Origin of the sequence: Parafrankia sp. EAN1pec (genome assembly GCF_000018005.1) — a bacterium.
Classification (GTDB): domain Bacteria; phylum Actinomycetota; class Actinomycetes; order Frankiales; family Frankiaceae; genus Parafrankia; species Parafrankia soli.
In genome coordinates this window covers 2,356,337-2,382,093 of the sequence record NC_009921.1, presented here as the reverse complement: position 1 = coordinate 2,382,093, position 25,757 = coordinate 2,356,337, and the positions used below count along the sequence as shown (strand labels likewise).

At 72.3% G+C, this 25,757-nt stretch carries 22 protein-coding genes and 1 pseudogene; 15 read left to right on the top strand and 8 right to left on the bottom strand.

Translation table 11 applies throughout. The annotated features are described in order from the left end of the window. Nucleotides 1–26: 26 nt before the first annotated feature. Complete coding sequence (locus tag FRANEAN1_RS09750) at nucleotides 27–959, top strand: HNH endonuclease signature motif containing protein (RefSeq protein ID WP_020459586.1); 933 nt, start codon at nucleotides 27–29, stop codon at nucleotides 957–959. Nucleotides 960–993: 34 nt separating this feature from the next. On the opposite strand, the gene FRANEAN1_RS09745 is transcribed toward FRANEAN1_RS09750, so the two are convergent. After that, complete coding sequence (locus FRANEAN1_RS09745) at nucleotides 994–1,410, bottom strand: MarR family transcriptional regulator (RefSeq protein ID WP_049795924.1); 417 nt, start codon at nucleotides 1,408–1,410, stop codon at nucleotides 994–996. 183 nt (nucleotides 1,411–1,593) lie between these two features. On the opposite strand from FRANEAN1_RS09745, the gene FRANEAN1_RS09740 reads away from it, so the two are divergent. Further along, nucleotides 1,594–2,367 carry a pirin-like bicupin family protein gene (locus FRANEAN1_RS09740; RefSeq protein WP_020459584.1) on the top strand — a complete coding sequence of 258 codons (774 nt, stop codon included), beginning with the start codon at nucleotides 1,594–1,596 and terminating at the stop codon, nucleotides 2,365–2,367. Nucleotides 2,368–2,394: 27 nt separating this feature from the next. Here the strand turns inward: FRANEAN1_RS09740 and FRANEAN1_RS40795 are convergent, their stop codons facing one another. Then, on the bottom strand, nucleotides 2,395–3,081 hold the full coding sequence (locus FRANEAN1_RS40795; RefSeq protein ID WP_347177055.1) for a glycoside hydrolase family protein: 687 nt from the start codon (nucleotides 3,079–3,081) through the stop codon (nucleotides 2,395–2,397). A 13-nt stretch (nucleotides 3,082–3,094) separates the two neighbouring features. Here FRANEAN1_RS40795 and FRANEAN1_RS42070 point away from each other — a divergent pair, with 13 nt between their 5' ends. From FRANEAN1_RS42070 to FRANEAN1_RS09705, 5 genes are all read left to right on the top strand, one after another. Continuing rightward, on the top strand, nucleotides 3,095–3,571 hold the full coding sequence (locus tag FRANEAN1_RS42070) for a hypothetical protein (RefSeq protein WP_198145721.1): 477 nt from the start codon (nucleotides 3,095–3,097) through the stop codon (nucleotides 3,569–3,571). 795 nt (nucleotides 3,572–4,366) lie between these two features. Beyond that, entirely contained in the window at nucleotides 4,367–5,446 is a 1,080-nt protein-coding gene (locus FRANEAN1_RS09725; protein WP_020459581.1) for a class I SAM-dependent methyltransferase, read from the top strand. Between the two features lie 641 nt (nucleotides 5,447–6,087). Further along, complete coding sequence (locus tag FRANEAN1_RS36890; protein ID WP_020459580.1) at nucleotides 6,088–7,230, top strand: hypothetical protein; 1,143 nt, start codon at nucleotides 6,088–6,090, stop codon at nucleotides 7,228–7,230. Nucleotides 7,231–8,071: 841 nt separating this feature from the next. Beyond that, nucleotides 8,072–9,790 (top strand): DUF1800 domain-containing protein, encoded by a 1,719-nt coding sequence (locus FRANEAN1_RS09710; RefSeq protein WP_347177054.1) that lies wholly within the window; start codon nucleotides 8,072–8,074, stop codon nucleotides 9,788–9,790. Between the two features lie 11 nt (nucleotides 9,791–9,801). After that, nucleotides 9,802–11,046 (top strand): DUF1501 domain-containing protein, encoded by a 1,245-nt coding sequence (locus FRANEAN1_RS09705; RefSeq protein ID WP_020459578.1) that lies wholly within the window; start codon nucleotides 9,802–9,804, stop codon nucleotides 11,044–11,046. 154 nt (nucleotides 11,047–11,200) lie between these two features. Here the strand turns inward: FRANEAN1_RS09705 and FRANEAN1_RS09700 are convergent, their stop codons facing one another. Together FRANEAN1_RS09700 and FRANEAN1_RS09695 are read right to left on the bottom strand one after the other, a co-directional pair. Continuing rightward, entirely contained in the window at nucleotides 11,201–11,545 is a 345-nt protein-coding gene (locus tag FRANEAN1_RS09700; RefSeq protein ID WP_020459577.1) for a GNAT family N-acetyltransferase, read from the bottom strand. 28 nt (nucleotides 11,546–11,573) lie between these two features. Continuing rightward, the gene (locus tag FRANEAN1_RS09695; RefSeq protein WP_020459576.1) at nucleotides 11,574–12,623 is read right to left on the bottom strand and encodes a nitroreductase; all 1,050 of its coding nucleotides are present in this window, start codon (nucleotides 12,621–12,623) and stop codon (nucleotides 11,574–11,576) included. 143 nt (nucleotides 12,624–12,766) lie between these two features. Here FRANEAN1_RS09695 and FRANEAN1_RS09690 point away from each other — a divergent pair, with 143 nt between their 5' ends. Continuing rightward, entirely contained in the window at nucleotides 12,767–13,417 is a 651-nt protein-coding gene (locus FRANEAN1_RS09690) for a response regulator transcription factor (protein WP_020459575.1), read from the top strand. A 41-nt stretch (nucleotides 13,418–13,458) separates the two neighbouring features. Here the strand turns inward: FRANEAN1_RS09690 and FRANEAN1_RS09685 are convergent, their stop codons facing one another. Together FRANEAN1_RS09685 and FRANEAN1_RS09680 are read right to left on the bottom strand one after the other, a co-directional pair. Further along, nucleotides 13,459–15,048 (bottom strand): AAA family ATPase, encoded by a 1,590-nt coding sequence (locus tag FRANEAN1_RS09685; RefSeq protein ID WP_020459574.1) that lies wholly within the window; start codon nucleotides 15,046–15,048, stop codon nucleotides 13,459–13,461. 250 nt (nucleotides 15,049–15,298) lie between these two features. Continuing rightward, a complete protein-coding gene (locus FRANEAN1_RS09680; RefSeq protein WP_041253918.1) occupies nucleotides 15,299–17,224 on the bottom strand; it encodes a GAF domain-containing protein in 1,926 nt (641 codons plus the stop codon). Between the two features lie 236 nt (nucleotides 17,225–17,460). Here FRANEAN1_RS09680 and FRANEAN1_RS43145 point away from each other — a divergent pair, with 236 nt between their 5' ends. The 5 genes and pseudogenes from FRANEAN1_RS43145 to FRANEAN1_RS09655 all read left to right on the top strand — a co-directional run bounded on the left by FRANEAN1_RS43145 (nucleotide 17,461) and on the right by FRANEAN1_RS09655 (nucleotide 21,161). Further along, on the top strand, nucleotides 17,461–18,054 hold the full coding sequence (locus tag FRANEAN1_RS43145; RefSeq protein ID WP_020459572.1) for a transposase: 594 nt from the start codon (nucleotides 17,461–17,463) through the stop codon (nucleotides 18,052–18,054). A 39-nt stretch (nucleotides 18,055–18,093) separates the two neighbouring features. Continuing rightward, nucleotides 18,094–18,690: pseudogene (locus tag FRANEAN1_RS09670) on the top strand (AAA family ATPase); the annotation flags it as partial. After that, a complete protein-coding gene (locus FRANEAN1_RS09665; RefSeq protein ID WP_020459570.1) occupies nucleotides 18,687–19,643 on the top strand; it encodes an ABC transporter permease in 957 nt (318 codons plus the stop codon). The pseudogene FRANEAN1_RS09670 and the gene FRANEAN1_RS09665, both read left to right, overlap by 4 nt. Nucleotides 19,644–20,010: 367 nt before the next feature. Continuing rightward, on the top strand, nucleotides 20,011–20,604 hold the full coding sequence (locus tag FRANEAN1_RS09660) for an NUDIX hydrolase (protein WP_049795923.1): 594 nt from the start codon (nucleotides 20,011–20,013) through the stop codon (nucleotides 20,602–20,604). A 269-nt stretch (nucleotides 20,605–20,873) separates the two neighbouring features. Then, nucleotides 20,874–21,161, top strand: a complete 288-nt coding sequence (locus FRANEAN1_RS09655; protein WP_018503211.1) for a hypothetical protein — start codon at nucleotides 20,874–20,876, stop codon at nucleotides 21,159–21,161. A 292-nt stretch (nucleotides 21,162–21,453) separates the two neighbouring features. Here FRANEAN1_RS09655 and FRANEAN1_RS09650 read toward each other — a convergent pair whose 3' ends face one another. Together FRANEAN1_RS09650 and FRANEAN1_RS09645 are read right to left on the bottom strand one after the other, a co-directional pair. Continuing rightward, entirely contained in the window at nucleotides 21,454–22,581 is a 1,128-nt protein-coding gene (locus FRANEAN1_RS09650; protein WP_347177212.1) for an Rv2578c family radical SAM protein, read from the bottom strand. A 146-nt stretch (nucleotides 22,582–22,727) separates the two neighbouring features. Further along, on the bottom strand, nucleotides 22,728–23,702 hold the full coding sequence (locus tag FRANEAN1_RS09645) for a YafY family protein (protein WP_157472491.1): 975 nt from the start codon (nucleotides 23,700–23,702) through the stop codon (nucleotides 22,728–22,730). Between the two features lie 79 nt (nucleotides 23,703–23,781). Between FRANEAN1_RS09645 and FRANEAN1_RS09640 the strand changes: the two genes are divergently transcribed. Together FRANEAN1_RS09640 and FRANEAN1_RS09635 are read left to right on the top strand one after the other, a co-directional pair. Then, nucleotides 23,782–24,381 carry a pyridoxamine 5'-phosphate oxidase family protein gene (locus FRANEAN1_RS09640; protein ID WP_157472488.1) on the top strand — a complete coding sequence of 200 codons (600 nt, stop codon included), beginning with the start codon at nucleotides 23,782–23,784 and terminating at the stop codon, nucleotides 24,379–24,381. Nucleotides 24,382–24,526: 145 nt separating this feature from the next. Beyond that, nucleotides 24,527–25,720 (top strand): thiolase family protein, encoded by a 1,194-nt coding sequence (locus FRANEAN1_RS09635; RefSeq protein WP_020459565.1) that lies wholly within the window; start codon nucleotides 24,527–24,529, stop codon nucleotides 25,718–25,720. The last annotated feature ends 37 nt before the right edge of the window (nucleotides 25,721–25,757 follow it).

Sequence of the window (25,757 nt, the reverse complement as noted above, 5' to 3'; positions counted from 1 at the left end):
GATTCCGAACCGCGGCGATCACTCATATGAATCCACCGCGCGAGGCGACGACCGGGACTTTTGACGAGCTCGCTCCGGAGGACGTGGCGATCGAGGTCGGCGCCTCCGCCACCTCGGTGGCGCGAGACATGACCTACGCGCGCACGATCACGGATCGGCTCCCCCGCGCGTTGGCGGCACTGAAAAACGGGGCAATTGATCTATCTCGGTTGAGATCCCTGGAACGCGCCGTTCGCCCGTTGAACGACGAACTGGCAGCCGCCGTGGAGAGCCGCGTGCTGGAAGGCGGGCCACGTCCCACTCAGGGAGCCTTCGCCGATGCGTGCCGACGCACGGTCCAGCGGATCGACCCCGACGGCTCGGCGGAGCGGGCCCGTTCACGAAGAGCCGCGCGACGGGTCTGGGTTCGTCCCGGAGAGGAGGGCGGCAGCACGCTGTCCGCGTTGCTCCCGGCGGAGGAGGCAGACGCCTGCTACAGGCGAGTCGACCAGGTGACCCGCGAGATCGTCGCCGCCCGGGATACCCACGACGAACGGACGACGGACCAGATCCGGGCCGACGTCGTCGTCGACCTGCTCACCGGACGAGCTGAGCACGGCCGGCCGTTCTCCTGCGACGTCCAGGTGGTCGTGCCCGTGACCACACTGCTCGGCATGTCGTCGGAGCCCGGTGAGATCCCAGGCGTCGGCACCATCCCCGGAGCTGTCGCCCGCGAGATGGCCGCTCGGCCAGGGTCGACCTGGCGGCGGCTCCTGACCGACCAGCGCGGCGTCCTCCTCGACGTCTCCGACCGCCGGCACCCCACCCCGGTGCAGGTACGTCACGTGCGCGCCCGCGACCGCACCTGCCGCATGCCCGGGTGCGCCCGACGCGCGATCCACTGCGAGCTCGCCCACACCATCCCCGACGCCGTGGGCGGCCGGACAGCGCTGGACAATCTGGGCCTTCTGTGTCGATGACATCACCGCATGCGCCACCGCAGTGGCTGGCAGATCAGGCGGACGACGGGTGGTCGTCCGCGGCGAGCCGGGTCAGTACTGACGTGGCGATCGCGTCGAGGGCGTCGACCTGGGCTTCCGTGAGCATGTCGAACACATGCTCACGGACGAAAGCGACATGAGCGGGAGCGGCCTGTTCGATCATGGCGCGGCCGCGCTCCGTGAGCACGACGAGGGCGCCGCGGCCGTCGTCGGCGCACTCCTCGCGCGCCACGAGGCCACGCCGCTGCATCCGGGCGACGTGATGGGAGAGCCTGCTCTGCTCCCACGAGAGCTCCCTGGCCAGCTTGGTCACCCGCAGGCGCCCTTCGGGGGTGTCGGTGAGGCGGACGAGAACGTCGTAGTCGGCGAGTGAGATCCCCGCCTCCGCGGCGAGTTGGCGGTTCATCCACACGGTGAGCTGGCTGGCCATGAGCAGGTAGCGCCGCCATACGCGCTGCTCCCGCTGAGTCAGCCAGGACACCGCGGTGCCCGCGACCGCGGATGCGGCAGGCAGCGGGACCTCGGGTGGCGGGGTCGGGAATGCGTCACCCCGGGATCTGATTGACACGTCATACACCTTAATGATGCGTCATGAAGATGGGAAGGGACCATCATGGCCGACATGGCACAGCGGTCGAAGGTCGACATCCGCCGCGCGGACGACCGCCCCAAGACAAAGATCAACTGGCTCGACTCCAAGCACTCCTTCTCATTCGGCCACCACTACGACCCGTCCAACACCCATCACGGGCTGCTACTGGTCAACAACGACGACACCGTGCGCGCAGGCGCGGGCTTCGAGACCCACCCGCACCGCGACATGGAGATCGTCACCTGGGTACTGCGGGGTTCGCTCGTCCACCAGGACTCGACCGGCAACTCGGGCGTGATCTACCCCGGGCTGGCCCAGCGGATGAGCGCCGGCCGAGGCATCCTGCACTCCGAGAAGAACGACTCGTGGCGGCTGCCCGACGGCGGCGAGCCGCACGACGAACCCGTTCACTTCGTTCAGATGTGGGTTGCGCCGGACGAGAACGGGATCGCCCCCGGCTACGAGCAGCTCGAGATCGACAACGAGTTGCTCCGGGGTGGCCTCGTCACGGTCGCGTCCGGGATGGAACGGCACGACGGCGCTGCCGCCATCCGTATCAGGAACCGGTACGCGGCTCTGCACGTCGCCAGGCTCGGTGTGGGACAGAGCGTCGAGCTGCCCGACGCGCCTTACCTGCACCTGTTCGTCGCACGGGGCGAGGTGACGCTCGAAGGCGCGGGGCAGCTGCACGAGGGCGACGCCGTCAGGTTCACCGCGGTGGGCGGTCAGCGGATCACCGCCGTCGAGCCGGCCGAGGTCATGGTGTGGGAGATGCACGCCAGCCTGTCCGCCTGACGCCATGTGCCACCGGCCGGCCGGAGATCAGCGGCCGGCCGCCTGGTAGGCGACACCAGCCGGGGTCGGCTGGCCTGACTCGTCATACAGGCCGGTCCGACTGTCGGGATTGGCGGGAAACGCGAACCAGGCGTAGCGCTCAACGAACGGAAGGCTCTCGAGCATCGCGGTGGAGGCAGTCACGAACGCCGCCTGACCCTCAGCGCTCGGGACCGTCGCGGGTGAGGTTGAGAAGTTCATCAGGCTGTACTCGGTCAGCCAGATCGGCAGGTGGTATCGGTCGTACACGTCCTGGATGTAGGCACGGAGCTGACCGGTCGCCCGGGTGGGGTCGAAGTCGCTGCCGTACCAGTGCAGCGCGATGAAGTCGACCTTGTAGCCCCGCTGGGCCGCGCCGGCCATGAACTGGCCGAACCAGCTGTTCGGGTCCGCGGCGCCGGCGGCGGGCGCCGGGCTACCCAGACGCATTCCGGTGGCTTCCAGCTGCGGCCACAGATCGAGAGCGGTCTGAACCGGCATGTCCGCCTGGCCGCGGAGGTCAGGCTCGTTGAAGCCGAGCAGGGTGCGGCCGTTGGCCTTCACCGTCGCGAGGGTCTGCGGAGTGACCGAGCCCGGCCCCCAGATCATCGGGACAAACTCGACTCCCGCCGGCGCCGCGATCCGCTCCGGCGCGGCTCCCCAGGTGTAGAACCACGAGACTCCCGCCTCCGTCATCGACGGAGCGATCTTGTCGAAGTACCAGGTGCTCGCGCCCTTCGCAACCGTCCCGATAGGCGGATCAGTCGACCCGGGTGTCGTGGGCACTGGCGCGGCGCTCGGCGTGGCCCCCGGCGCAGTGGTCACCGGGGCAGTGGTCACCGGGGCAGCGGTCACCGGCGCCGAGGTGAGGGTCGGCACCGGGGTGACGCCGGGGTTCGGAACCGAGCTCGGGTCCGGAGCCTGGGTGGGGCCGGCGGACGGCGAGCCCGTCGGGCCGGCGGGGCTGGGGGCCGCACTGGTCGTCGGAGCGGGGCCGCCTCCACCCCCGATGGGGGTAACGCAGCCCGCGAGCGCCACCATCGCGAGCAACGCCATCGACAGCAGCCTTAGCATGCTCGGCGTGCGACGCATGATCGCCTTCGAACCCGCCCGATGCGTCCGCGCCCCGAACACGAACGCGGTTGCCGCGCTGTTCGCGGTGCGTCGCCGTTCCCCGGCGTCGTAATCGGTCACGCCGACCCTGCGCATGGATCTCTCCTTGCCTCGCCCCCTGAATGCCCTTCCATGAACTGCTGTTCCGCCGGCCGCGCCGTGCCGGAGATCCGGCCGGCCGGCAGTCGCGGCTGGCCGATGGACTGCCGCTATCCGACGGATCGCTGCCACCTGACAGATCACCGCCACCCGACGGACTGCCGCAAAATCTGACAAAAGGAACAGCGGCGATCACTTTGCCACAGCAAGTGTGGGTACGCCAGGGTGTCGGTCCGAGCGGACCACGGGCGAACACCGCGGCGGTGCCGCGAAGCAGGAGCGACCGACGGGGTTGGACCACAGCTGGCGAACAGACCAGCGAACGGCCAGCAGACAACCGGCGAAGGCTCGGCGAATGGCCACCGGACACCCCGTAGACAGCCCGCGGGCATCCCGCCGGACGTCCCGCGGACGGCGATCGTCCCGACTACGCGGATGACACATTCGGGCCAGGACGCCGACCAGTTTCGAGGGGTCTCGACCCAAAGAGCGATGATGTGGGTGTCTTGCCGCCAGCCTGGAACACATGTCCGCGTGACCCCCGCCCCTCCCCCACGTTCCCCACTGGCAGTGACCAGGGAAAACAGCAGGTGGAGGCCGAGGGAGGCGCCGGCGGGTGGACGGGCGCCGATCAGGCCGCCGGGTCTCGACCGGGCGCACGCGGATTCCGGGGCGGGCGGCGCGGGACATGGCATCCCCTCGAGGGTGAGGGGGCCGTCGCCTGCCTGGACGGAGACGCAGCGGCAACGCCGACAGGGGGCACACGGACATGGAACATGGGGTGGCCGGCATGTACCGGGCCGGCAGCGGCCGGGGACCGGCGGACTTCGTGGCCAGGCGCGTGAACGGCCTGCTCGCAGAGGACCCGCGGGCGGCTATGCGACGCGCGGCCGGCGCGGCCTACCGGGTGGCCGGCCGGGCCGGACGAGCCGCGCTGCGTCCGTCGGAGACACGGGACCTCGGCGGGGTGCTGACAGACACGGCCGCACCGGAAGCCGGAACCGACGGTCTCGACGGCTCGGACGACCTCGGCGGCGAGCGCCGCCCGGCGCCGGACCCGGAGATCCCACCATGGGTTCCGCTCGGCGACGAGGGCCCGGTGATCTGTAACATCTGCCGGTGGCACGGCGAGGAGTTCGATCTTGCCGGCCATGTCGAGATGTCGCTGTGCCCGTCCTGTGGTGCCAACGGGCGTGACCGGTTCATGCACTGGTGCCTGGCCCAGTCGGTGGATCTCAACCCCGCGCTTCGGGTCATCGAGTGCAGTCCGCGTCTCGGCGAGGACTACCGTTCGGCGATGTCCAGCTGGTTCTTCTACCGGACGTCCGATCTGGACATGCGCGCGCACCGCGGCAGCATCCGGCTCGATCTGCAGGCGATTGACCTGCCGGACGCGTCGCTGGACGTCATGCTGTGCTCGCACGTGCTCGAGCACGTTCCGGACACGGACAGTGCGCTGGCGGAGCTTCGCCGGGTGATCGCCCCGGGCGGGCACCTCATCCTGCAGGTCCCGGTCGGCCAGGGGGTGACCGCGCCGCCGACGGAACCCGAGTTCCACATGGACTGGACCCCGGTCTTCTGGCGCTTCGGGTTCGATCTGACCGAGCGGCTACGCAAATCCGGGTTCGAGGCGGACCTGCTGTGCACCGCGTCGATGCTCGAGGCCGCGCTGACCGGGGAGAACCTGTGGCCCGACTGGTCCCGGGAGTTCGACGTCCCCGGAATGCTCGACGGGGTGATCGCCGCGGACCTGAAGGTCATCGCCGACCGAGCGGCCGAGCACCGGCTCGGGATCAGCCCGGGCTACATGTACTTCACGTGGCACTGCCGCGTGCCGGCGCACGAATAGGCGCGAGGTGGAGCCGGCGATCTGACGAGCGCCGGCCGAAAATTCCAACAGGCGAGGATTCTGGAAGTTTCGACGTTCGCAGGGGATGATTCCCGCAAACGGCCGTACCGCACCATCCGCGAAAACGGTCCCGCGTCCGCGGATACCGAGATAATTTTTAGCTGCCATTTCATGTTCTGCGGCGTACGGGCGTTCGGCGGCGGCCCCTCGAACCCTGCCGTCGCCCGTCCGGCGTGGGGCGTTGCCCGCCGGAGCGCCGCGGCGGAGACTGCCGTGACGGGTCACCCCACAGGGGACCGCCGCCACGTGCCCACCGAGCCGGTAGGCGCCAGGACCTGGACGTCTTCTGCCGGTACTCGCCCGGGGCACCGCACCTGGCGCCGCCCCGGACACCGGCGGCTCGTCGCACGTGCCCGACGGTCTCGTGGGGCTCGTAGGTCTCGTATGGCTCATAGCACTCTCATGGCGCTCATCGGGGTGCCCGCAGCGCGCTGCGGTCGGCCGGCGACCCGACCCGGACCGGACGTAGGGCCGCAAACAACGACAAAGTGCCACGTTGTCGCGAATGAGACGCCCGACAAACCGCCGTCGACCCACGGTAAACCGCCAGAATCGGACTGGCGGAACCGAAAGGACTGAATATGCGTACGGTGCGGGGGACGTCGACACGGCGGTCGGCGTGGTGGCCGGACTCGAATCCCCAGCGTCCGGGAGCCGATTCCCACCGGACGCGAGCGGCTTCCGGCGGGAGCCGTGCGACACCGTCGGCAGCACGCGGTCGCCTGCTGCCGGGCACGCTGCTGATCTCGGCGCTGCCCTCGGTACTCACCGTGGCTCTCCTCATGCCGACCGCCGCAGCGCAGGCCGGCACCCCGAGCCGGGAGGTCACCGCACCGACTCGGGCCGCCCTCATCGCGTTCGAGTCCGAGGACGTGCTCGGGCAGATCGACGTCGACGTTGATCTGGGGCCCGACGAGGAGTCCGAGAGCATCCGCCGATTCCAGGGGGCGACGGAGGCGATCGCCGAGTTCTCCCGCCAGGCCGCGGCTCGCGGCAACTCGGCACCCGCACCTACGCAGGCTCCGCCTGGTCCGCCGGTAACCCGGCAGCGGCCCGCGCCCGCCGCTGGGACGGGGTCCAGCGGCGGGACAACGAGCTCCGGTTCCGGTTCACCGGCGGGAACCGACACGGGCGCAGGAAGCGGGACGGACACGGCAGGCAGCATCGGCGCCGGCACGGGAAGCGGGACCGGAACGGACGGTGCAAGCCCGGGAGGCGACACCCCCGTCCAACAGGGCACCGCGGCCGGCGGAGCACCGACCGGCGACGCTCCCCCCGACGGCACCTCGGCCGGCTCCGCGACGAGCGGTGGCGTGGCGAACGGGCCGGCGGGCGGCGATGGTCCCGGCTCCGGCCGTGCCGGCGACGGCGGCACCGGAGGCAGCATCACCGATGACAGCACTGCCGGTGACAGTGCCACCGATGACAGTGCCACCGGCGGAAGCACGGGCGGTGGAGCAGGGCCACGGCCAGGTATGCGCATGGCGGCGCCGCGCTCCGGTGCGGAGCAGGCGTTGCTCACCGGGATGAACACGCTGGCAGTCGGCCTCGCGGTGGCCGGGCTGGCAGGCGCTCCCCTCGCCGGCGGGCTGAGGCGCCGGTCGTTTCAGGAGCGAAGCCGCCGATCCGATCTCGCGCTCGTGCCCGCCGCCGCGACCAGGCCGGATCAGTTCCCCGCACTCGACGACGTCCGGCAGCACAGCCGGGAGTACGGCCGGCCGTAAGCAGGCCGGCCGCCGCGACGGTCCACAACCAGCACTACGGGCGCTCCATGGGCGTCGCCGACCGAGCGCCAGAGTGACCCACAGAACACTTCGCCACGTGTCGTTCCGGGCACCGAACGTGCACTCCTGGCCATCAGCCCAGCCACAACAAGGTCGTCCGTAGGTCTTCCCATGGCATTCCAAGGGTTCCACCAGCGAGACGAATGCGTGGCCCCCACCCGGGGCGCTCCCGACCAGCACCCGACATCGCCTGTAGCGCAGCGTATCTCCACCATCCTGGCGATCATTTGAGGAGACCACCCACGGTCACCGGCTCCCGACGGACTCCCATCGCCGGATCGTTGCGCTACACCACGTCAAACCCTGAAAAACGAGACGGACCTCCCCAGGCGGGGTCCGGGCACCGCATTACTGTGACGCCGTCGAGTAACCGAACGGGCCCTTGGGGGGGTCTCAGGGCTCGACTCCAACAGGGATGGTCTGCATGGCAGGCAGGCACGAAGCCGACCGGACGCCGGTCGGCTCACCGCCGCGGGGCGGCGTCGCGGGACTCACGGGACTCCGGTACCGCGTCCGGCCGCACAAACCGAACGGCCCACGCGACCCGAACACCCCACGCACCCCGCACGACACGGACCAACGCAACCCGCAGGACGCCGCCCCTCACGACGTGGACCCGCGCACTCCGCGCGATGCAGCCCCGCGCACTCCGCACGATGCAGCCCCGCGCACTCCGCGCGATGCAGCCCCGCGCACTCCGCGCGATGCAGCCCCGCGCACTCCGCGCGATGCAGCCCCGCGCACTCCGCGCGATGCAGCCCCGCACGACGGATCTCGGACGATGGCCGGCACAGCGAGCCGACGCGGACTGTTCGGCTCGCTGGCGGCCTTCGGGCTGACCGCCGCGGGCTGCTCGTTCGGCGGCCCCGGCGGTGGCGGCGGAGCGATACCGACAGCCACGGCGACGGCCGTCGCACCGACCACGCGACCTCCGATGACCGGCGGGCCCACCACGGCGCCGACGGCCACCGGCACACCGACCACCATGCCTACGACACCGGGCACACCGGGTGCACCGGGCACACCCGGTCCGTCCCCGACGGCCTCGCCTCCCCCGTCCGCCGGGGGTGGTGCCGGTGCCGCGACGCCGGCCTTCCTGCGCGGGCGCGACCCGGTGGTGCACCTGCTGAACCGGGCCACGTTCGGGCCGACACCGGAGCTGGTGGCAGAGGTGAAGGCTGCGGGTGTCGGAGCGTGGCTGGACCGACAGCTCGATCCGGCCTCGATCGGCGACGGGACGGTCGACGCGGTCCTCGGTCGTTTCCCGTTCCTGGCCAAGACCGGCCGCGAGCTCCACGCCATCGAGGGCGACATCGACTACAAGGACGTGATCGGGCTCGCGGTGGCCTCGATCGCGCGAATGACCTGGTCGAACCGCCAACTGCTGGAGCGGATGGTCGACTTCTGGCAGTCACACGTGTTCAACAAGGGCTACCCGAACGACAACCTGTGGCGGGACTCGTTCCCGGACGACCGGGAGGTCATCCGACCGAACGCACTGGGCCGGTTCGCGGATCTGCTGCTCGCGGAGACGACGAGCCCGGCGATGATCCGTCGGCTGAACGCCGACCGGTCCACCGTGCGGGCACTCAACGAGAATCTCGGACGGGAACTGCTCGAGCTGCACACCGTCGGCGTGGGTGCCGGTTACGGCCAGGACGGGGTCCTGAACAGCGCCCGCATCCTGACCGGGATCTCCATCGACGCCGAATCGAAGAAGTACGTGTTCAAGCCGAAAGACCACTACGTCGGCCCGGTCCAGGTGCTGGACTTCTCCTCGCCGAACGGCTCCGCCGAGGGTGGGGAGGCCGTGATGAAGGCCTACCTGGACCATCTGGCGCATCACCCGGCGACCGCCGCGTACCTCACCCGCAAGCTGGCGACCTATTTCGTCGCGGACGATCCGCCGCAGTCCCTCTGCGACATGCTGGCGCAGACCTACCTGGCGAACGACACCGCGATCGCACCGGTGCTGAAGGCGTTGTTCACCTCCGCCGAGTTCGGCCAGGCAGTGGGCCTGCGCACCCGCCGGCCGCTGGAGGACATCGTCGCCACGCTGCGCGTTCTCGGGATCGGCCCGCCGGCCTCGGGCACCGAACCCGTCGTCGCGCTGTACTGGATGGCCAACGACATGGGAATGGCGCCGCTGGCGTGGCCGGCTCCGGACGGATATCCGCTGCGGGCGGAGCGATGGGTTTCGGCGTCAGCCACGATCGGCCGGTGGAACATGCACCGGAACCTTCTCAACGGGTGGTATCCGAAGGGTCTGGGAACCCCGGCGGTGAACAGCCTGCTCGGGGACGCGCCACCGGCCACCATGGCCGGGGTGGTGGACGTGCTGGCCCGGCGGCTCGTGTTCCAGCCGCTCGCGCCCGAGCACGGCGCGGCACTGGCGACATTCCTCGGTGACCGCGGGTCGCGGAAGCCGGCGGACAACGAGTATCTCGTCGGCCAGCTCGGCTCGCTCATTCTCGACTCCCCCTACCACGTCTACGGATAGGCGGCCGACCGATGGTAAAGAATCTGCCTGCGGCCGACCAGTGCACGCTCAGCCGGCGCGGAGTTCTCGCGGCGGCCGGCGCCGTCGGCATCACGGCCGGCGTCGCCTCCGTGCTGCCGATCCGCGTGGCCTTCGCCGACACCCCCGGCCGAACCCTGGTCGTGATCTCGCTGCGCGGCGGGATGGACGGCCTGAACGCACTGGTGCCGGGCGCGGACCCGAACTACGCGGGCCTGCGGGCCGACATCGCCATCCCGACCGGCCAGCTCATCCCTATGGATCGGACGTTCGGCCTGCATCCCGCGTACGCGTCGCTGAAGCCGCTGCTGGATGCCGGGAAGGTGGCGGCGGTTCCCGCCGCGGGGCTGCTCGACAACTCACGCAGCCACTTTCAGGACACGTTCAACCTCGAGATCGGCGGTGCCGGCCAGAACAGCGGTTATCTCGCCCGCCTGCTGAGCGTCCTGAGCCCGGGTTCGGCGTTCCGCGGGATCCAGGAGGGCGGCTCGCTGCCGACCTCCTACCTCGGCTCCGCCGAGGCCCTGACTCTCAACGGCATCGACAACTTCAAGGCGAACGGCTGGGGCCAGGGTGTCGAGGAGACCGCGACGGCCACCGCGCTCGGCGCGCTCTTCGCCGGCCCCGACGCCGGCCGCCCCTACGCCCGCGGCGTCGCGACGACCCTGGCCGCGCTAGCCGAGGGCAAGCAGATCGCGGCCAAGCCCTACACCCCGGCCGACGGCGTGACCTACCCCGACGAGGGCCTGGGCCGAGCGCTACGGGACGTCGCCCGCCTGATCAAATCCGGGACCGGGCTCCGGGTCGCGGCGATGGAGACCGGGGGCTACGACACCCATGTCGGCCAGGGCGGGGTGACCGGCAGCCTGGCGACGCTGCAGAAGCGGCAGGGCGACTCGATCGCGGCGTTCTTCGCCGATCTCGGCCCGCAGGCCACCGACGTCACCCTGGTCACCATCCAGGAGTTCGGCCGGCGCGCGGACACCAATGGAAACGGCGGGACCGACCACGGCGGCGGCGGCGTCATGTTCGTGATCGGCGGCGGCGCGGTCGGCGGGGTGCACGGCAAGTGGACGGGCCTCGCGCCCGACCAGCTGGACGACGGCGCGGTGCCCGTCCTGAACGACTACCGCAACGTCCTGGGCGACGTGATCCGCTGGCTCGGGATGTCCCAGGAGCAGCTCGGGACGGTCTTCCCCGGGCTGACCCACGCCCCGGTCGGGGTCACCTCGGCCTGACGCGACCTTCCGCGCGCTGTATCCCCGACGCGCGGTGGACGTCCCCTCCTCGATGAGGCAGCCGGGGCCCCGGTGTCCGCCGGGGCCCCGGCGCTGGTCCGACGACGCCCGGTGCTGGTCAGCCCCTCAGCGCTGGTCAGCCCCTCAGCGCTGGTCAGGGCCCCGTTGTCGGCCCGGCTCCCGGTGCCGGCTCGTGGGCAGGTGAGGAGGTGGAGGACCGTCGTACCAGGTCCGCGTACGCGGGATGCCGATCTATGTAGGCCTTGATGAACGGGCACCGGGGGATGACGGCCAAGCCCTGGGCGCGCGCCGAATCGAGCGCCCCGGCAGCCAACGCGGAGCCCACGCCGGTGCCCTTGTAGGCCGGATCGACCTCGGTGTGGGTGAAGATGATTCGCGAGCTCGACCGCGTGTACTCGGCGAACCCCGCGACCTCCCCGGTCGGAGTTCTGGCCTCGAACCGGCCGGCTGGGGGGTTGTCGACGACTGTCACGTCCATGGCGCCCATCCTTGCCGGTCCGCACGGATCAGGCGATGTCGAGGATCTCCTCGACCGGCCGCCGGGGGGTGGCCGCCAGCGGCGGCTGGTCGGGGTCGGGGCGACCCAGCCGCAGCAGCATCTGCACGTGACCGATGCCCCCGGTCGCCGAGCGCATCAGCTCGCGGATGGCGGAGACGTCCAGCACCTGCCCCAGCGGTGAGGCGGCGAGCCCGCGCGCCGTCGCCGTAAGCAGCACCCGGCCCGTCGCGCCGCCGGCGAGCAGCCGGTCGGTGGGCCGATCCGAGTCGGTGCCTATGGCGACGACCGTCGGCCGCTCCACCGCCGGCTGCTCCACCGCCGGCTCGGACGAACCGGCCGCGCCGGCCGGTTCGAGGCCGCCGACCACGTCGAAGTCCCGCAGGACGAACTCGGACTGGCGCGTCGCCGCGCCACCGACGACGGCCTCGCGGGGGATGCCGTCGCGTGCCTGCGGCGAGGTACGGCTCCAGTGCCGCAGCTCCTCGGTGTAGGCGGGATCGTGGGCCTCCTGCCAGTCCGCGCGGGAGAGCAGGACCGACGTCTCGACCCGGGCGTCCGCGCTCTCCACGAACCGCACCCAGGCCGACTCCGCCTCGGCGGCGCGGCGCAGCGCGGCGAGGTCGTCGGCCCCGAGCCGCCCCCGCTCCCCTGTCAGGAACGGACGGCGGTCGGTGTGCCGGTTGGACATCGCAGCCGCCAGCTCCGCCTCGGCCGGCGCGGGCGGGCGGCGGTCCGCTACGGCGATCGTGGCCAGCGGGACGTCCGCGGACGGCGGGGCGCCGTCGTCGAGCGGGCCGAGGGCCACGACGGGGAGCAGGCCGCGCGAGCGCGCGGCGAGCCGGGCGAAGGTCAGGGCGGCCCCGCAGCTGACCAGGAGCTGGCGTCCCTCCGGGTCGACGACGTGCAGCAACCGCTCGGGATCAGCGAACAGGTGCAGACCGTCGGCGTCGAAGCGCCACCGCCAGGGCTGGGTGTTGTGGATCGACGGCGCGAGCGTGGCCTGCGCCACGATCGCGCGGGCGTCGTCCTCCGTCAGGCGTACCGCGGTGTCGACCATGACCTCTCCCGTCTGTCTGCTCCGAGCATCCTTATGCCCGCCCGGACGCCGGCTCCCCCGGCCCCGGGACGGACGCGTGTCTCGTTGCGGTCCGCCGTCGCTCGGTGACCGGAAAGCGCCGCACCGCGGCTATTGTTGCCCGAATGGACGCCGCGGGGACGCACACGGTACGGGTCTTCCTCCTTGACGACCACGAGATCGTCCGCCGTGGGGTCCGCGAGGTGCTCAGTGACGCCAGCGGCATCGAGGTCGTGGGCGAGGCGTCGACCGGGGCCGAGGCGGCCGCCCTCGTCCCCCGCCTGCGGCCGGACGTCGCGCTGCTCGACGCCCGGCTGGAGGACGGCAGCGGCATCGACGTCTGCCGGGACATCCACGCGGCCTGCCCGGAGGTCGGCTGTCTGATCCTCACGTCCTACGACGACGATGACGCGCTCTTCGCCGCGATCATGGCAGGGGCGGCGGGCTACCTGCTCAAGCAGATCCGCGGCACCGACCTCGTGGGCGCGATCCGGACCATCGCGGCCGGCGGCTCCCTGCTCGACCCGGCCGTGACCGCCAGGGTCCTCGCCCGGCTCCGGGAGGGAACCGACGTGGGCCGGGCCTCGGCGGTGCTGAGCACCAGGGAGCGGGAGATCCTGGTCCTGATCGCCGAGGGCCTGACCAACCGCCAGATCGCCGGCCGGCTGCACCTCTCCGAGAAGACCGTGAAGAACTACGTCTCGTCGATCCTCGACAAGCTGGGCCTGAGCAGCCGTACGCAGGCCGCCGTGTACGCCGCGCGTCGCCACGCCTGACGGCAGCGCCTGAAAGCGGCCGTCGGGCCGCCGGACGCCCGTCAGGCGATGCAGCGCTCGGCGGCGTGGAACACCTCGGCGACCGGCACGGTCGTCTGGATCACCCTGGCGGTCGGCCACGGCTCCGCCCACGAGCTCATCGCGCGGTGTACCGCGGACGTGGCGCCAGCTGGGTCGCTGGCGGAGTCCCGGCGGGTCAGCCGCGTGGCCGCGACCTCCGGTGAGGTCACGCAGCGCAGCTCGAGGAACTCCGCGGCCGTCTCGCGCGCCAGCCGCGCGGCCGCCGCGCGGTGGCGGCCATCCGACCAGGAGGCGTCGATGATCACCGTCTCGCCGCGTTCCAGTGCCCGGCGGGCACGGGACAGCAGCACCGTGTAGGTCCGCGCGGTGATCTCCGAGGACAACGGCCAGATGAAGGACGCGCCGAGGTCCGCGGGCACGGCGGGCCGGTCCGGGATGGCAGGCCCGCTACCGGGGGTGTCCGGATCGGCGTGGCCGTCGGCGGCGAGCTCCGCCCGCACGGCGTCGGAGCGCAGCAGCAGGCGGCCGTCGTCCGCGTCGGCGAGCCGCCGGGCGAGGGTCGATTTCCCGGTGCCAGGCAGGCCGCCGACCAGGACCAGCCGTACCCGGGCCCGGCGCAGGTGCCGGTAGGCGATGTCGGCGAGCCGCCGGGCCCGTTCGCCGGCCTCGGCGCCCGGGCCCGGGCCGGCCTCCGCCCCCGCCTCGGCCAGGATCCGCCGGTACCGCAGGCAGGTCACCCGGGCCTCGGTGAAGGCCCGGTAGGCGATGTAGAAGTGCTCGAGCGAAGGCGGATGGGCCTGCGCGGAGAAGTCGCGGTACCAGCGCATCAGGCGCTCGGCGTCCTCGGGCGAGCCGAGCCGCTCCAGGTCCATCACCAGAACGGCGACGTCGCCGAGGACGTCCCCGGCCCGCAGCCGCGGGTCGGACTCGACCCGGTTCAGGATGCGCGGGCCGTCGTCGAGGCAGTGGATGTTCTCGGCCCGCAGGTCGCCGTGGCCGTCGCGGATCCGCCCGGCGCGCCGGCGCTCGGCCAGCAGCGGGCCGCGGCCGGCCAGGTACCGCAGCGCCAGCCGCCCGATCTCGTCGACGACGTCGGCGTCGATGACCTTCCCCTGGAAGGGCTCGAGGCCGCCGAGCGTCTCCTTCCACTGCCCCGCGACAGCCTCGGCGTCGCCGGAACGGCCGATCACCTCGGACGTCCCGCACCGCTCGTGGAACGCGGCGACCGTCCGCGCGACGGCGCGGAGCTGGTCGTCGACGCGGTCCGCGTGGCGCACCAGCGCGGAGAGCCGGCGGCCGGTGGGCATTCGCCGCAGGACAACGGCATGGTCGCACACCTCGCCGCCGTCGCCGAGGACGTCGGCGACCCCCAGGTACACGTCGGAAGCGAGCCACCGGTTCAGCTCCACCTCGGCGCGGCAGGCCGCCAGCCGGGCCGCCCGGCTCCGCAGGTCGAGGAGCCCCGGCTCAACGGGTTTCTTCCGTTTGTAGACACGATCACCGTGCAGGCAGAGGACCGCGCTCCCCGTCTCGACGACCCGCGTCTCGCCGGTCGGGCGAGACCACAGATCAGCCGGGACGGACGTCGCGGTCTTCTGGTCAGCCGGCATGGCACCTCCTGCGCGCCGGACACCGCCGCCCCCGCCGCCCCCGCCGCCGGGATCCGATCGCCGCTGTCCTGTCGATGGTCCGTCTCGCCCGGAACCATCGTGCCGCGCGCGACCCCCCTGCTGGTCCCTCCGAGGGCACGGGCTGGGAGGTCCTTCGCACCCCCCGCGATGGTCCTCGGACCCATCGACGACAGCCCGGACGTCCGGCGCCGGACGTCCACCGCGGGGCCCGGTTCGGGCGGCCGGCGGGCTACGGCAGCGGGACCGCCCAGCGCAGCCGGGTGCCGCCGGACGGGCCGGGGGCGATGTCGAAGGTCCCGCCGAGCTCCTCGGCGCGGCTGCGCAGGTTGCGCAGGCCGCTGCGCCGGCCGGTGTCGCCCAGCCCGACCCCGTCATCGGTGACCTCGGCGCACAGCCAGCCCTGGCCGACGGTGACCGACAGCTCCACCCGGCTGGCGCGGGCGTGGCGCGCCACGTTCGACAGGCTCTCCCGCGCGACGGCGAGGAGATGGTCGGCGATGTTCCCCTCCAGCGCGGTGTCGAGCGGGCCGTCCACCCGCAGGCGCGGGCTGAAGCCGAGCGCCTCGGCGACCTCCTCGACGATCTCGCCGAGGCGGGCCCGCACGCCCGGCCCGCCGGTGCTGCGCCGCCCGCGCAGCTCGAAGACCGTCGAGCGGATCTCCCGGATGGTCGCGTCGAGGTCGTCGACGTAGGTGGTGAGCCGGCCGGCGGACTGCGGGCGCTCCTCGGCGGCCGCCATCCCCTGCAGACCCAGCGCGACGGCGTAGAGCCGCTGCATGACGTGGTCGTGCAGGTCGCGGGCGATCCGGTCGCGGTCCTCCAGGACGAGCAGCCGGTCACGGGTGGCCCGGGACGCGGCCAGGCCGAGGGCGACCTGCACATGCCCGGCGAACGTCGCCGCCATGTCCAGATCGCCGTCGGCGAACGGCCGGCCCGCGGGCCCCCGGGCCAGCACGACCGCGCCCGTCCCGACCTGCGCCCCGACCAGGGGGATGACCATCAGCGGGCCGATGTCGAGGCCACCGAAGCCGGTGACGCCCGGCTCGGCCGCGGCGTCGTCGACCAGCAGGGGCCGCCCGGCCGCGACCGCCCGGCCGGCGAGGGTTCCGGCCATCGGAACGGACTCGCCCAGGAGGCGGTCGGCCTGCGGGCCGTCGGCCGCGTCGACGAGCAGCTCCTCGGTCGCTCCGTCGGCGAGCAGGACGCACGCCAGATCGGCGTCGGCGACCTCGCGGGCCCGCGCGACGATCAGCGTGAGCGGCTCCGGCCCGTCCGCCAGCAGGTGGCGCATGATGTCCGCGGATGCCTGCAGCCACTGCTGGCGGCGCTGCGCCGCACCGAACAGCCGGGCGTTCTCGATCGCCACGCCGGCGCTCGCGGCGAGGGCCAGGACGAGCTCCTCGTCCTGCGCGGTGAAACGGCGCCCGCCGCGCTTCTCGGTCAGGTAGAGGTTCCCGAAGACCTCGCTGCGGACCTTGATCGGGACGCCGAGGAACGTGCGCATCGGCGGGTGGCCGGGCGGGAAGCCGACCGCGTGCTCGTGCGCGGCGATGTCATCGAGGCGGACGGCCCGGGGCTCGGCGGTCAGCAGCCCGAGCACCCCCTCGCCGCGGGGCAGGTGGCCGATCCGGCCGACCAGATCGGCGTCCATCCCGACGTGGATGAACTGTTCGAGCCGGCCGTCGCGGGCGATCACGCCGAGCGCGCCATAGCGGGCGTCGACCAGCTCGCAGGCGGCCTCCGCGATCCGCCGGAGGACGACCTCCAGGCTCAGGTCGGCGGCGACCGCGCGGTGCGCCCGCAGCAGGCCGCGCAGCCGGCCCTGGGTGGTCATCACCTCATGCGCGCGCTCGACGAGCTGCGCCATCAGCTCGTCCAGCTCGAGCCGGCCGGGGCGCTCCGCGCCGAACTCGTCGAACGCGTCCGGGACGTCCATGATCTTGAGGCTCTCGGTGGTCTCCTCGACGTCCCGAGCCGTCAGGATCTCCTGGATCTCGCGTATTTCCCGGATCTGCTGAATTTCGTGGATCTCCCGGATCTCGTCGATTCCGGCGCCGGTGCCGGCACCGCCGCCTGCACCAGCGGCACCGGCGGCGGCGCCGGAATCGCCGCCGAGACGGTGATCGCCGCCGACGCCCTCGGGCCACGGGTCCATGGTCTACAGACGCTATCGAATACCAGCGCACCGCCAGCCCCGATCGCTCGCCTCCGGGACGGCCGGACGGACCGGGCCCAGGCGTCCCGTCCCAGGTGGGCGCGCTGCTGACCGGGCCACGACCAGCACGGAGACGGATACCGCACAGGCTCACCGCGTGGGGCCTTTCGGCACCCCCGGCGGCGGCCGAGCCGAACTGTCGGAGGTCGCGCCTACCGTGCTCAGCAAGTTGGCCGATGGGCGCGCTCACCGCCCTGCTCGGCGACGGCCGTGCCCGGCTGCTCGGTGCGGCTGTGTCTCGCACGGCTGGCCGCTGGTTCGTGTCGTTCACCGTCGAGGTCGAGCGGGAGATCCCCGACGGGCCGTCCGCCCGGCAGAGCGCTGGTGGCGTGATCGGTGTCGACCTGGGCGTGAAGCACCTCGCCGTCCTGTCGACCGGTGAGAAGGTCCCGAACCCCAAGCGCGTCGCGCGGGCCGAGAAGAAGCTCCGCAAGACCTCCCGCGCCCACGCCCGGTCGCGGCCGGGCAGCAGCGGCAGGCAGAAGCTCGCCGCCGCCCTGGCGAAACAGCATGCCCACACCGCCAACCAGCGGCGCGACGGGCTGCACAAGGTCACCACCGAACTCGCCCGGACCCACCACACGGTGGTCAACCTGGCTCGGCTCGTCGACCGCGAGTACATCGGCGACGTTAAAACAGCCCGTGGAGCCGACCGTAAGACCAACGCGCCAGCACCACCGGCGCGGCGGCGGGTGGCTGTGAAGCGGGAACCGGGCACGGCCAAGGCCGGTCAGACCCGGGGTGCCTCACCGAAAGGTGAGGCGGCATGAGCGGCGCTATCCGGCGCTCTCGTGCAACGGCGCATGGCCAAGACCTACTCGGGCGGGATGCGCCGCCGGCTGGACATCGCCGCGAGCCTCGTCGTCACCCCCGACCTGATGTTCCTCGACGAGCCGACCACCGGCCTCGACCCGCGCAGCCGTGCCCAGGTGTGGGACATCGTCCGGGCACTGGTCGCCGGTGGCACGACCGTCATCCTCACCACCCAGTACCTGGACGAGGCCGACCAGCTCGCCGACCGGATCGCGGTGATCGACCACGGAAGAGTGATCGCCGAGGGCACTCCGGGCGAACTGAAGTCCTCGGTCGGTTCGGGCACCCTCCACGTGCGCGTCCGCCGGCCCGAGCGGCGGGCGGACGCCGAGCGCCTGCTCACCGGCGCGCTGGGCGTCCCCGTCCGGTACGAGTCGGACCAGGTGGCGCTCTCCGCCCGGGTCTCGGACGGCGAGCCCGTGGCGGAGGCGCTGGCGGGGCTGAACCGCGCGGGCATCGAGCTGACCGAGTTCGCGCTCGGCCAGCCGAGCCTGGACGAGGTCTTCCTCGCCGTCACCGGCCATCCGGCCGATGACGGCGCGCCCACCCCCACCGAGACCACCACCGACACGAACGGAGCGAGGGTCGCATGACCGCCGCCGAGACGACCACCGCCGGAACAGGCACCGCCGGAACAGGCACCGCCGGAACAGCCACCACCAGCGCAGGCACCGCCGGAACAGGCGCCACGGGCACGGGCTCCGGTGCGGACACAAGGCCGCCGGCGGCCGGGGCGGCCGTGCCGCCGGATCTGCGCGCGGTGCTCGCGACCGGTGCCCGCCCGGCGCGGCCCACCCCGCTGGCGGCCTCGCTCACCTTCGACTGGCGGGCCCTGCTGAAGATCAGACATGTGCCCGAGCAGCTCTTCGACGTGACCGTCTTCCCGATCATGTTGACCCTGATGTTCACCTATCTGTTCGGCGGCGCGCTCGCCGGGTCGACGCAGGAGTACGTACAGTTCCTGCTGCCCGGAATCCTCGTCCAGGCGATCGTGATGATCACGGTTTACACCGGGGTGACCGTCAACACCGACATCACCAAGGGTGTCTTCGACCGGTTGCGGTCACTGCCGATCTGGCAGCCGTCCGCACTCGTCGGAGCGCTGCTGGGCGACGTGTTCCGCTATTCGATCGCCGCCGTCCTCATCCTCGCGCTGGGGCTGGCGATCGGTTTCCGGCCGGAGGGGGGCGCGCTCGGCGTCCTGGCCGCGGTGGCCGTCGTCATCGCCTTCTCGTTCAGCCTCACCTGGGTGTGGACGGTGCTGGCGATGGTGCTGCGCACCCCGAACTCGGTGATGGGCGTGAGCATGATGATTCTTTTTCCACTGACCTTCGTCAGCAACATCTTCGTGCGGCAGGAGACGCTGCCCGGGTGGCTCCAGGCCTTCGTCGACGTCAACCCGATCACCCACACGACGAACGCCTCCCGCGGGCTGATGCACGGCGTCGCCACGGCTGAGCAGCTCGGATGGGTCGCGCTGTCGTGCGCGCTTCTGCTCATCGTGTTCGGCCCCCTGACGATGCGGATGTATCGCGGCCGGAGTTGACCGGCTCCCGAGACAGCCTGATCAGCCCGGACGAAGGTGCCCGGACGCACGTGCAGTGGCCCCTTGCATCGGTTTTTGCATCCACGGTCTTGCAACTGCACGTTCAGACCTCGATGATCTGTTCTCAGCCTGAAGTGCTGGCAACCGAGCGAGATCGTCTGTGGAGGCAGTGTTGACCCTTGATCAGCCCGTCGTTCGCCGCGGGCAGGCCGCCGTTCACGGGGCAGCCGCCACGGCTGAAGGACGACCGGCAGCGAGGGCCCGACATGTACGCCACTTGCGGGGCCGGCACGGTGCGCGCCGGTAGTTGGCCTTGTATCCGTCGCGTTCTCTCTGCCTCCCGGTCGACCTACACCTGATCATCGTCATGGACGACGCGGTGCTCCTCACCACCCGTGACACCAGAACCGCCCGTGACACCAGGACCGCGTGTGACGCCAGGACCGCGTGTGACGCGACGACGGCCCGTGACACCACGCCCCGGCAGCCGCGGCCGTCGGCGGGCGCACGCCGGCCGGAGCCGCCGGCGCTGGTGTGGCGCCTGCCCGGCGCGCCGCTACGACTGGGCGAACCCGCACGGGAGACGGCCGTGCGCCTGGCCGCGGAGGTCGCCGGCCTCCGGGCCGACGAGGCGGAGCTGACCCTCGCCCATGCCACGCACCACCGGCTCGCCGGCGAGGAGCGGGTGTCCCTGTACTTCACCGCGCACTGCTGGGACGATGCCGTCGGCCCGGGCGCGGCCGGGGCCGCGCCGGCGGGCGAGTCCGGCGAGGGCGCGCCGGAGGCGATCCAGACCTGCTGGCGGCCGCTGAGCGAGCTCCAGATCGACCTGGACCCGCTCGACCGCACCGCGCTCGTCCACTGGCGACGCGGCGAGCGGTACTCCGAACCCGGGTGGCATCCTGTCCGACCGCCGACGCCCGGGGGGCTCTCGCCCCTCGACGTGCTGCGCGCCCGCTGACCCCCACGACGCGCGCCGCGGCCGCGGCGGCGGGCCCGCGGCGACCCTCTCGACACCACACACTATTTGGATTCATGCGGATACGAAGGGTAACATTCTTGGCAGACTCGCCCGCTGGTAGCCCCCCGCGTGGTTGCCCGGCCGACGAAATCGTTACGGTCGATCCCGCATATGCGGCCCGGAGTACTGGGCAAGCGTAAAGAATCGGCTCGACGGCGACGGGCCGCGCGAAGTGCGGATTCGTCCGCAAACACGAGGGGGGGTGGCTCTTGGCCGGCCGCGACATCGACTATGACCGTCCGACGCTCATCGGATGCGGTCGCTGCGATGTGCGTTGGACGGCGCTGACCGCGGCGCACTGCCCGACCTGCCACGAGACCTTCGTCGGGTACGCCGGCTTCGACGCGCACCGAGACAGCGGGCGATGCCTGGCTCCCGGCGAGGCCGGCTTGCGCTCGGACGGCGGCTACTGGCGCAGGGAGGACGAGCGATCCCCGGGCCGACTTGTCACGATCCCGCGCCAGGTCACGACCGACACGGTCGCCCGTCCCGCGTGACCCTCGCAGGTGCTGGCGACGCTGGTGCCAGCCGCCCGGCAGCTGCCGCCGACCCCCAGCGCCGAACCTTCGGACGTCGGTTCTCGGCACTCACCGGCCGGGTTTCCTGCCGATCCCTGCCCACAAGAGGTGATTCCCCACCGGTTGCGCAGGACGATCAGTCATAAGCCAGGATTCGGCGCGGGTAAGGCCCGACACCGCATTACGTGCCGCACCCGCAGTTCGACAGAAGAATCACGCGGCGTGGAACGCGGGCGGCCCGAGCCCGCGTGGTGGGGAACGAGCGGCCCGGTCAGGAACCGAAGCCGGGCAGGAGGAGCTGCTCCTCCAGCGGCGCCCGGCCGGCCACCGCCGCGGACACCGCCGTAACGGCACGTGTCGGACCACGGTGGATGACCGCCGCACGCCCACCCCGCACCCCACTCACCCCACGCGCCTCCGCCGGCGCCCACCGAGAGGAGGCCGGTGAGGCGGCCGGCGCGGCGGCACCGGCGATGCCGTACCGGCGGGCCAGGTCCCGGACCAAGGCGGAGATCCGCTCGCTGTAGGCCCGCGGCGCGTAGGAGCCCCCGCCGTAGAGGGATCGGTACAGAGGGAGGAGGTCGGAGTGATGCTCCCCGAGCCAGCCGAGGTACCACTCCCGCGCCCCGGGCCGCAGGTGCAGCACGATCGGGGTCACGTTGGCCGCACCCGCCTCGGCGATGCGGCGCACCGCGCGCTCCAGCGCCGCCGGCGAATCACTCAGGCCGGGGAGTACGGGCGCCATCAGCACCCCGCACTCGATGCCGGCGGCGCCGAGCGCCGCACAGACCTCCAGCCGGCGTTCCGGGCGGGGGGCTCCCGGCTCGACCGTGCGCCACAGGTCGTCGTCGACGAAACCGACCGAGACCGCCACGCGGACCTCGGTGACGGCGGCGGCCTCGGCCAGCAGGTCGAGGTCACGCAGGATCAGGGTGCCCTTGGTGAGGATCGAGAACGGGTTCGCCGCGTCGCGCAGGACGCCGAGCACGCCCCGCATGAGCTGGTAGCGCCCTTCCACCCGCTGATAAGGGTCGACGTTCGCACCCATCGCCACGGACTCGCCGCGCCACTTCGGCGCGGCCAGCTCGGCCCGTAGCCGCTCGGCCACGTTGACCTTGACGACGATCCTGGAATCGAAGTCGAGACCGGTGTCGAGGTCGAGGTAGGAGTGGGTGTTGCGGGCGAAGCAGTATCGGCAGGCGTGTGAGCAGCCCCGGTAGGGGTTCAGCGTCCACCGGAACGGGACGCGCGATACCGCCGGGACGCGATTGAGCGCGGACCGCGCGTGGATCTCGTAGAAGGTCATTCCGGCGAAGCCCGGGGTGTCGAACGTCCGGGTCACCGCGGCGCGGTCGAGCAGCCCGCGCACCGGGGTGTCCGCGGACTCGACGAGGCTCAGGTTCTCCCACCGCACCCCGCCATTAGAACACACGTTCGACATCGGCGCGGCCGGGCGACAGGACTGGCGGGCCAGGCACGGAGCGGGACCGGGCAGCGCGGGCGTGCGGAGCGGGCGCGCGGCGCGGGGCCGGTGTGGCGGGCAGCTCAGCCGGACTTCGGAGCGCCGTTGTTCGCCGCCGCCTGCTGTGCCGTCCGCGCGAGGGCCTCGCGCAGGGAGTCGGGGGCGAGCACCCGCACGTGCGGGCCGAATGCCCAGAGCTGGCTCTCGGCGACATCGGGGCCCTCGAACCAGACCTCCACCTCCCGCCAGCCATCCGCGTCGGGCTCGCCGGCCGTGGCCAGCGCCCGCTGGCCGGCCAGCGGGCCGAGCACTCCGGGCAGGCTCCGCAGGCCTCGCGGGGACAGCCACAGCCGCGCCGGCCAGCGCAGCAGCGAGCGCGCGAAGTCCTCGTTCGACGACGCCCACCACCGCGCCAGGTGGAAGTCGGCGGGCCGGGTGAAGCGGCCCTCCGGCCCGCTCCGGACCGCCGCCTCGACGATCCGGCCGATCCGGTAGCTGCGGACGGCGGACCCGCCGCGGGCCACGAGATACCAGACACCGGCCTTGAGAACGAGGCCCAGCGGCTCGAGAGAACGCTCCACCGTCCGGTCGGGCCGCCCGTAACAGACGGTGATCCGCTGCCCGGACCAGACCGCGCCCGCGACGACCGCGAGGTGCGGCACGGGCTCCTCGGAGCCGAACCAGCCCGGCGCGTCGAGGTGGAAGCGTTCCCGGACCCGGCCCGCCCGTGCCCGCAGCTCCGGCGGCAGCGTCGCGAGGATCTTGGTCTGCGCGGCCGCGGCGACCGTCTCGAGGCCGAGGCCGCCGAGCACGTCCCCGCCCGCCCCGGCGATGAGCAGCGCGGACGCCTCGTCGCCGGTCAGCCCGTCCAGGTTCGTCCGCCAGCCCTCGACGAGACGGATCCCGCCGTGCGGGCCGGGCTCAGACCACAGTGGGACACCCGCTTCGGCGAGCGCGGCCACGTCCCGGCGCACGGTGCGGACGGACACCTCGAACTGGGCGGCGAGCTCCCCCGCCGTGGCCCGGCCGTGCGCCTGCAGATGGAGCAGCAGAGCCATCAGCCGGCTGGAGCGCATTGACCGAAGGTAACCGCGGACCCGGACAGAAGATGTCAGGGTCCGCGGCGACGATGGGCCTATGACGACGGACACGAGCACAACCACGAAGCCGAGCACGAGCACGAGCACGAGCACGACGACGGAGCGGCCGGCCGGCCCGGGAACGGACGCGGCGGGCGTGAGCTGGGGCGAGGTGGAGGCCACCGAGCCCGAGTTCACCCGGACGGTACGTGATCGGTTCGGAACCTTCCGTCATCACGTGCTGGCGACACTGCGGGCCGACGGCTCGCCCCGGGTCAGCGGGCTCGAGGCCGAGTTCCGCATGGGCGAGCTGTGGCTGGGCGGGATGCCGGGCGCGCGCAAGTCGGACGACCTGCTCCGCGACCAGCGGTTCGCGCTGCACGCGAACCCCGGCCCCGGAACCGACATGCACGGCGGGGACGTCCGGATCGCCGGCCGGGCCGAGTGGGTGGACGATCCGGACACGCGCCGGCGCTTCGTCGAGGAGGTTGATCCGCCGACCCCGTTCGACCTGTTCCGCGTACGGATCACCGAGATCGTCCGCATCTGGATGGACGGCCAGGAGATGGTCATCGAGACCTGGCGGCCCGACGGCCGCGGCCTGCGGGTGCTGCGCCGGGGCAACGACACTCCGGTCCGCGAGCAGTCCGGCACGTGAGCGGTGACGACGCCGCGCACCCCACGTGGTCGGCGGCCCGCCGGCGTACTCCTTGACCCTGGAGACGGGGCGCTCGTAACGTCCGAGAAGTCCCACTGAGCGAGCGCTAGAGAAGCGTCGTGCCGGCGGCCGGCGAGGGAGTCCCATGGAGAACGCAGTCATCGTCGACGTCGTGCGCACCCCCTCAGGGCGGGGCAAGCCGGGCGGCGCGCTGTCCGAGACCCACCCCGTGGAGCTTCTCGCCACGACGCTGAAGGCGCTGACCAGCCGGAACGACTTCGACCCGGCGCTCATTGACGACGTCATCGCCGGGTGCGTCGGCCAGGCCGGTGAGCAGTCGGCGAACATCGGCCGCAGTGCGGTGCTCTCCGCCGGCTACCCCGAGTCGGTGCCGGCGACCACCGTCGACCGGCAGTGCGGCTCCAGCCAGCAGGCGCTGCACTTCGCCGCGCAGGGCGTGATGGCCGGTGCCTACGACGTCGTGGTGGCCTGTGGCGTCGAGTCGATGAGCCGGGTCCCGATGCGCTTCGCGGCGGCGGGGAAGGACCCACGCGGGCCGGGCATGATCGCCCGCTACCCCGAGGGCCTGGCCAACCAGGGCATCGGCGCCGAGCTGATCGCCGCCCGCTGGAAGCTGACCCGCGAGGAGCTCGACGAGTTCTCCGCGCTGTCGCACCAGCGGGCCGCGGCGACGGCCGAGGCCGGCGGCTTCGACAACGAGATCGTCCCCGTCGAGGCGCTCGCGCCGGACGGCAGCACGTTCACGCACACCGTCGACCAGACCGTCCGGCCGACCACCACGGCCGAGGGTCTCGCGGCCCTCAAGCCGTCCTTCTACACCGAGCAGTTCGCGCAGCGGTTCCCGGAGATCGGCTGGCACATCACCCCGGGCAACTCCTCCCCGCTGACCGACGGCGCGTCCGCCGCTCTGATCATGAGCGAGTCGAAGGCCGTCGAGCTCGGGCTGCGCCCGCGGGCCCGCTTCCACGCCTTCGCCCTCGCCGGTAGCGAGCCGCTGATCATGCTGACCGGCCCGGCCCCGGCCACCCGCAAGATCCTCGCCCGGTCCGGCCTGCGGATCGACGACATCGACGCCTACGAGGTCAACGAGGCGTTCGCGTCCGTCCCGCTGTTCTGGGCGAAGGAGTTCGACGCCGACCCGGCCAGGCTCAACCCACGCGGTGGTGCGATCGCGCTGGGCCATCCGCTGGGCGGCTCGGGCGTCCGTCTGATGGCGACGATGGTCAACTACCTGGAGGCCACCGGCGGGCGCTACGGCCTGCAGACCATGTGTGAAGGTGGCGGCATGGCCAACGCCACCATCATCGAACGCCTCTGACAACGCTGGCGTCGGCGTCGGCCGTCCCGCAGCAGGC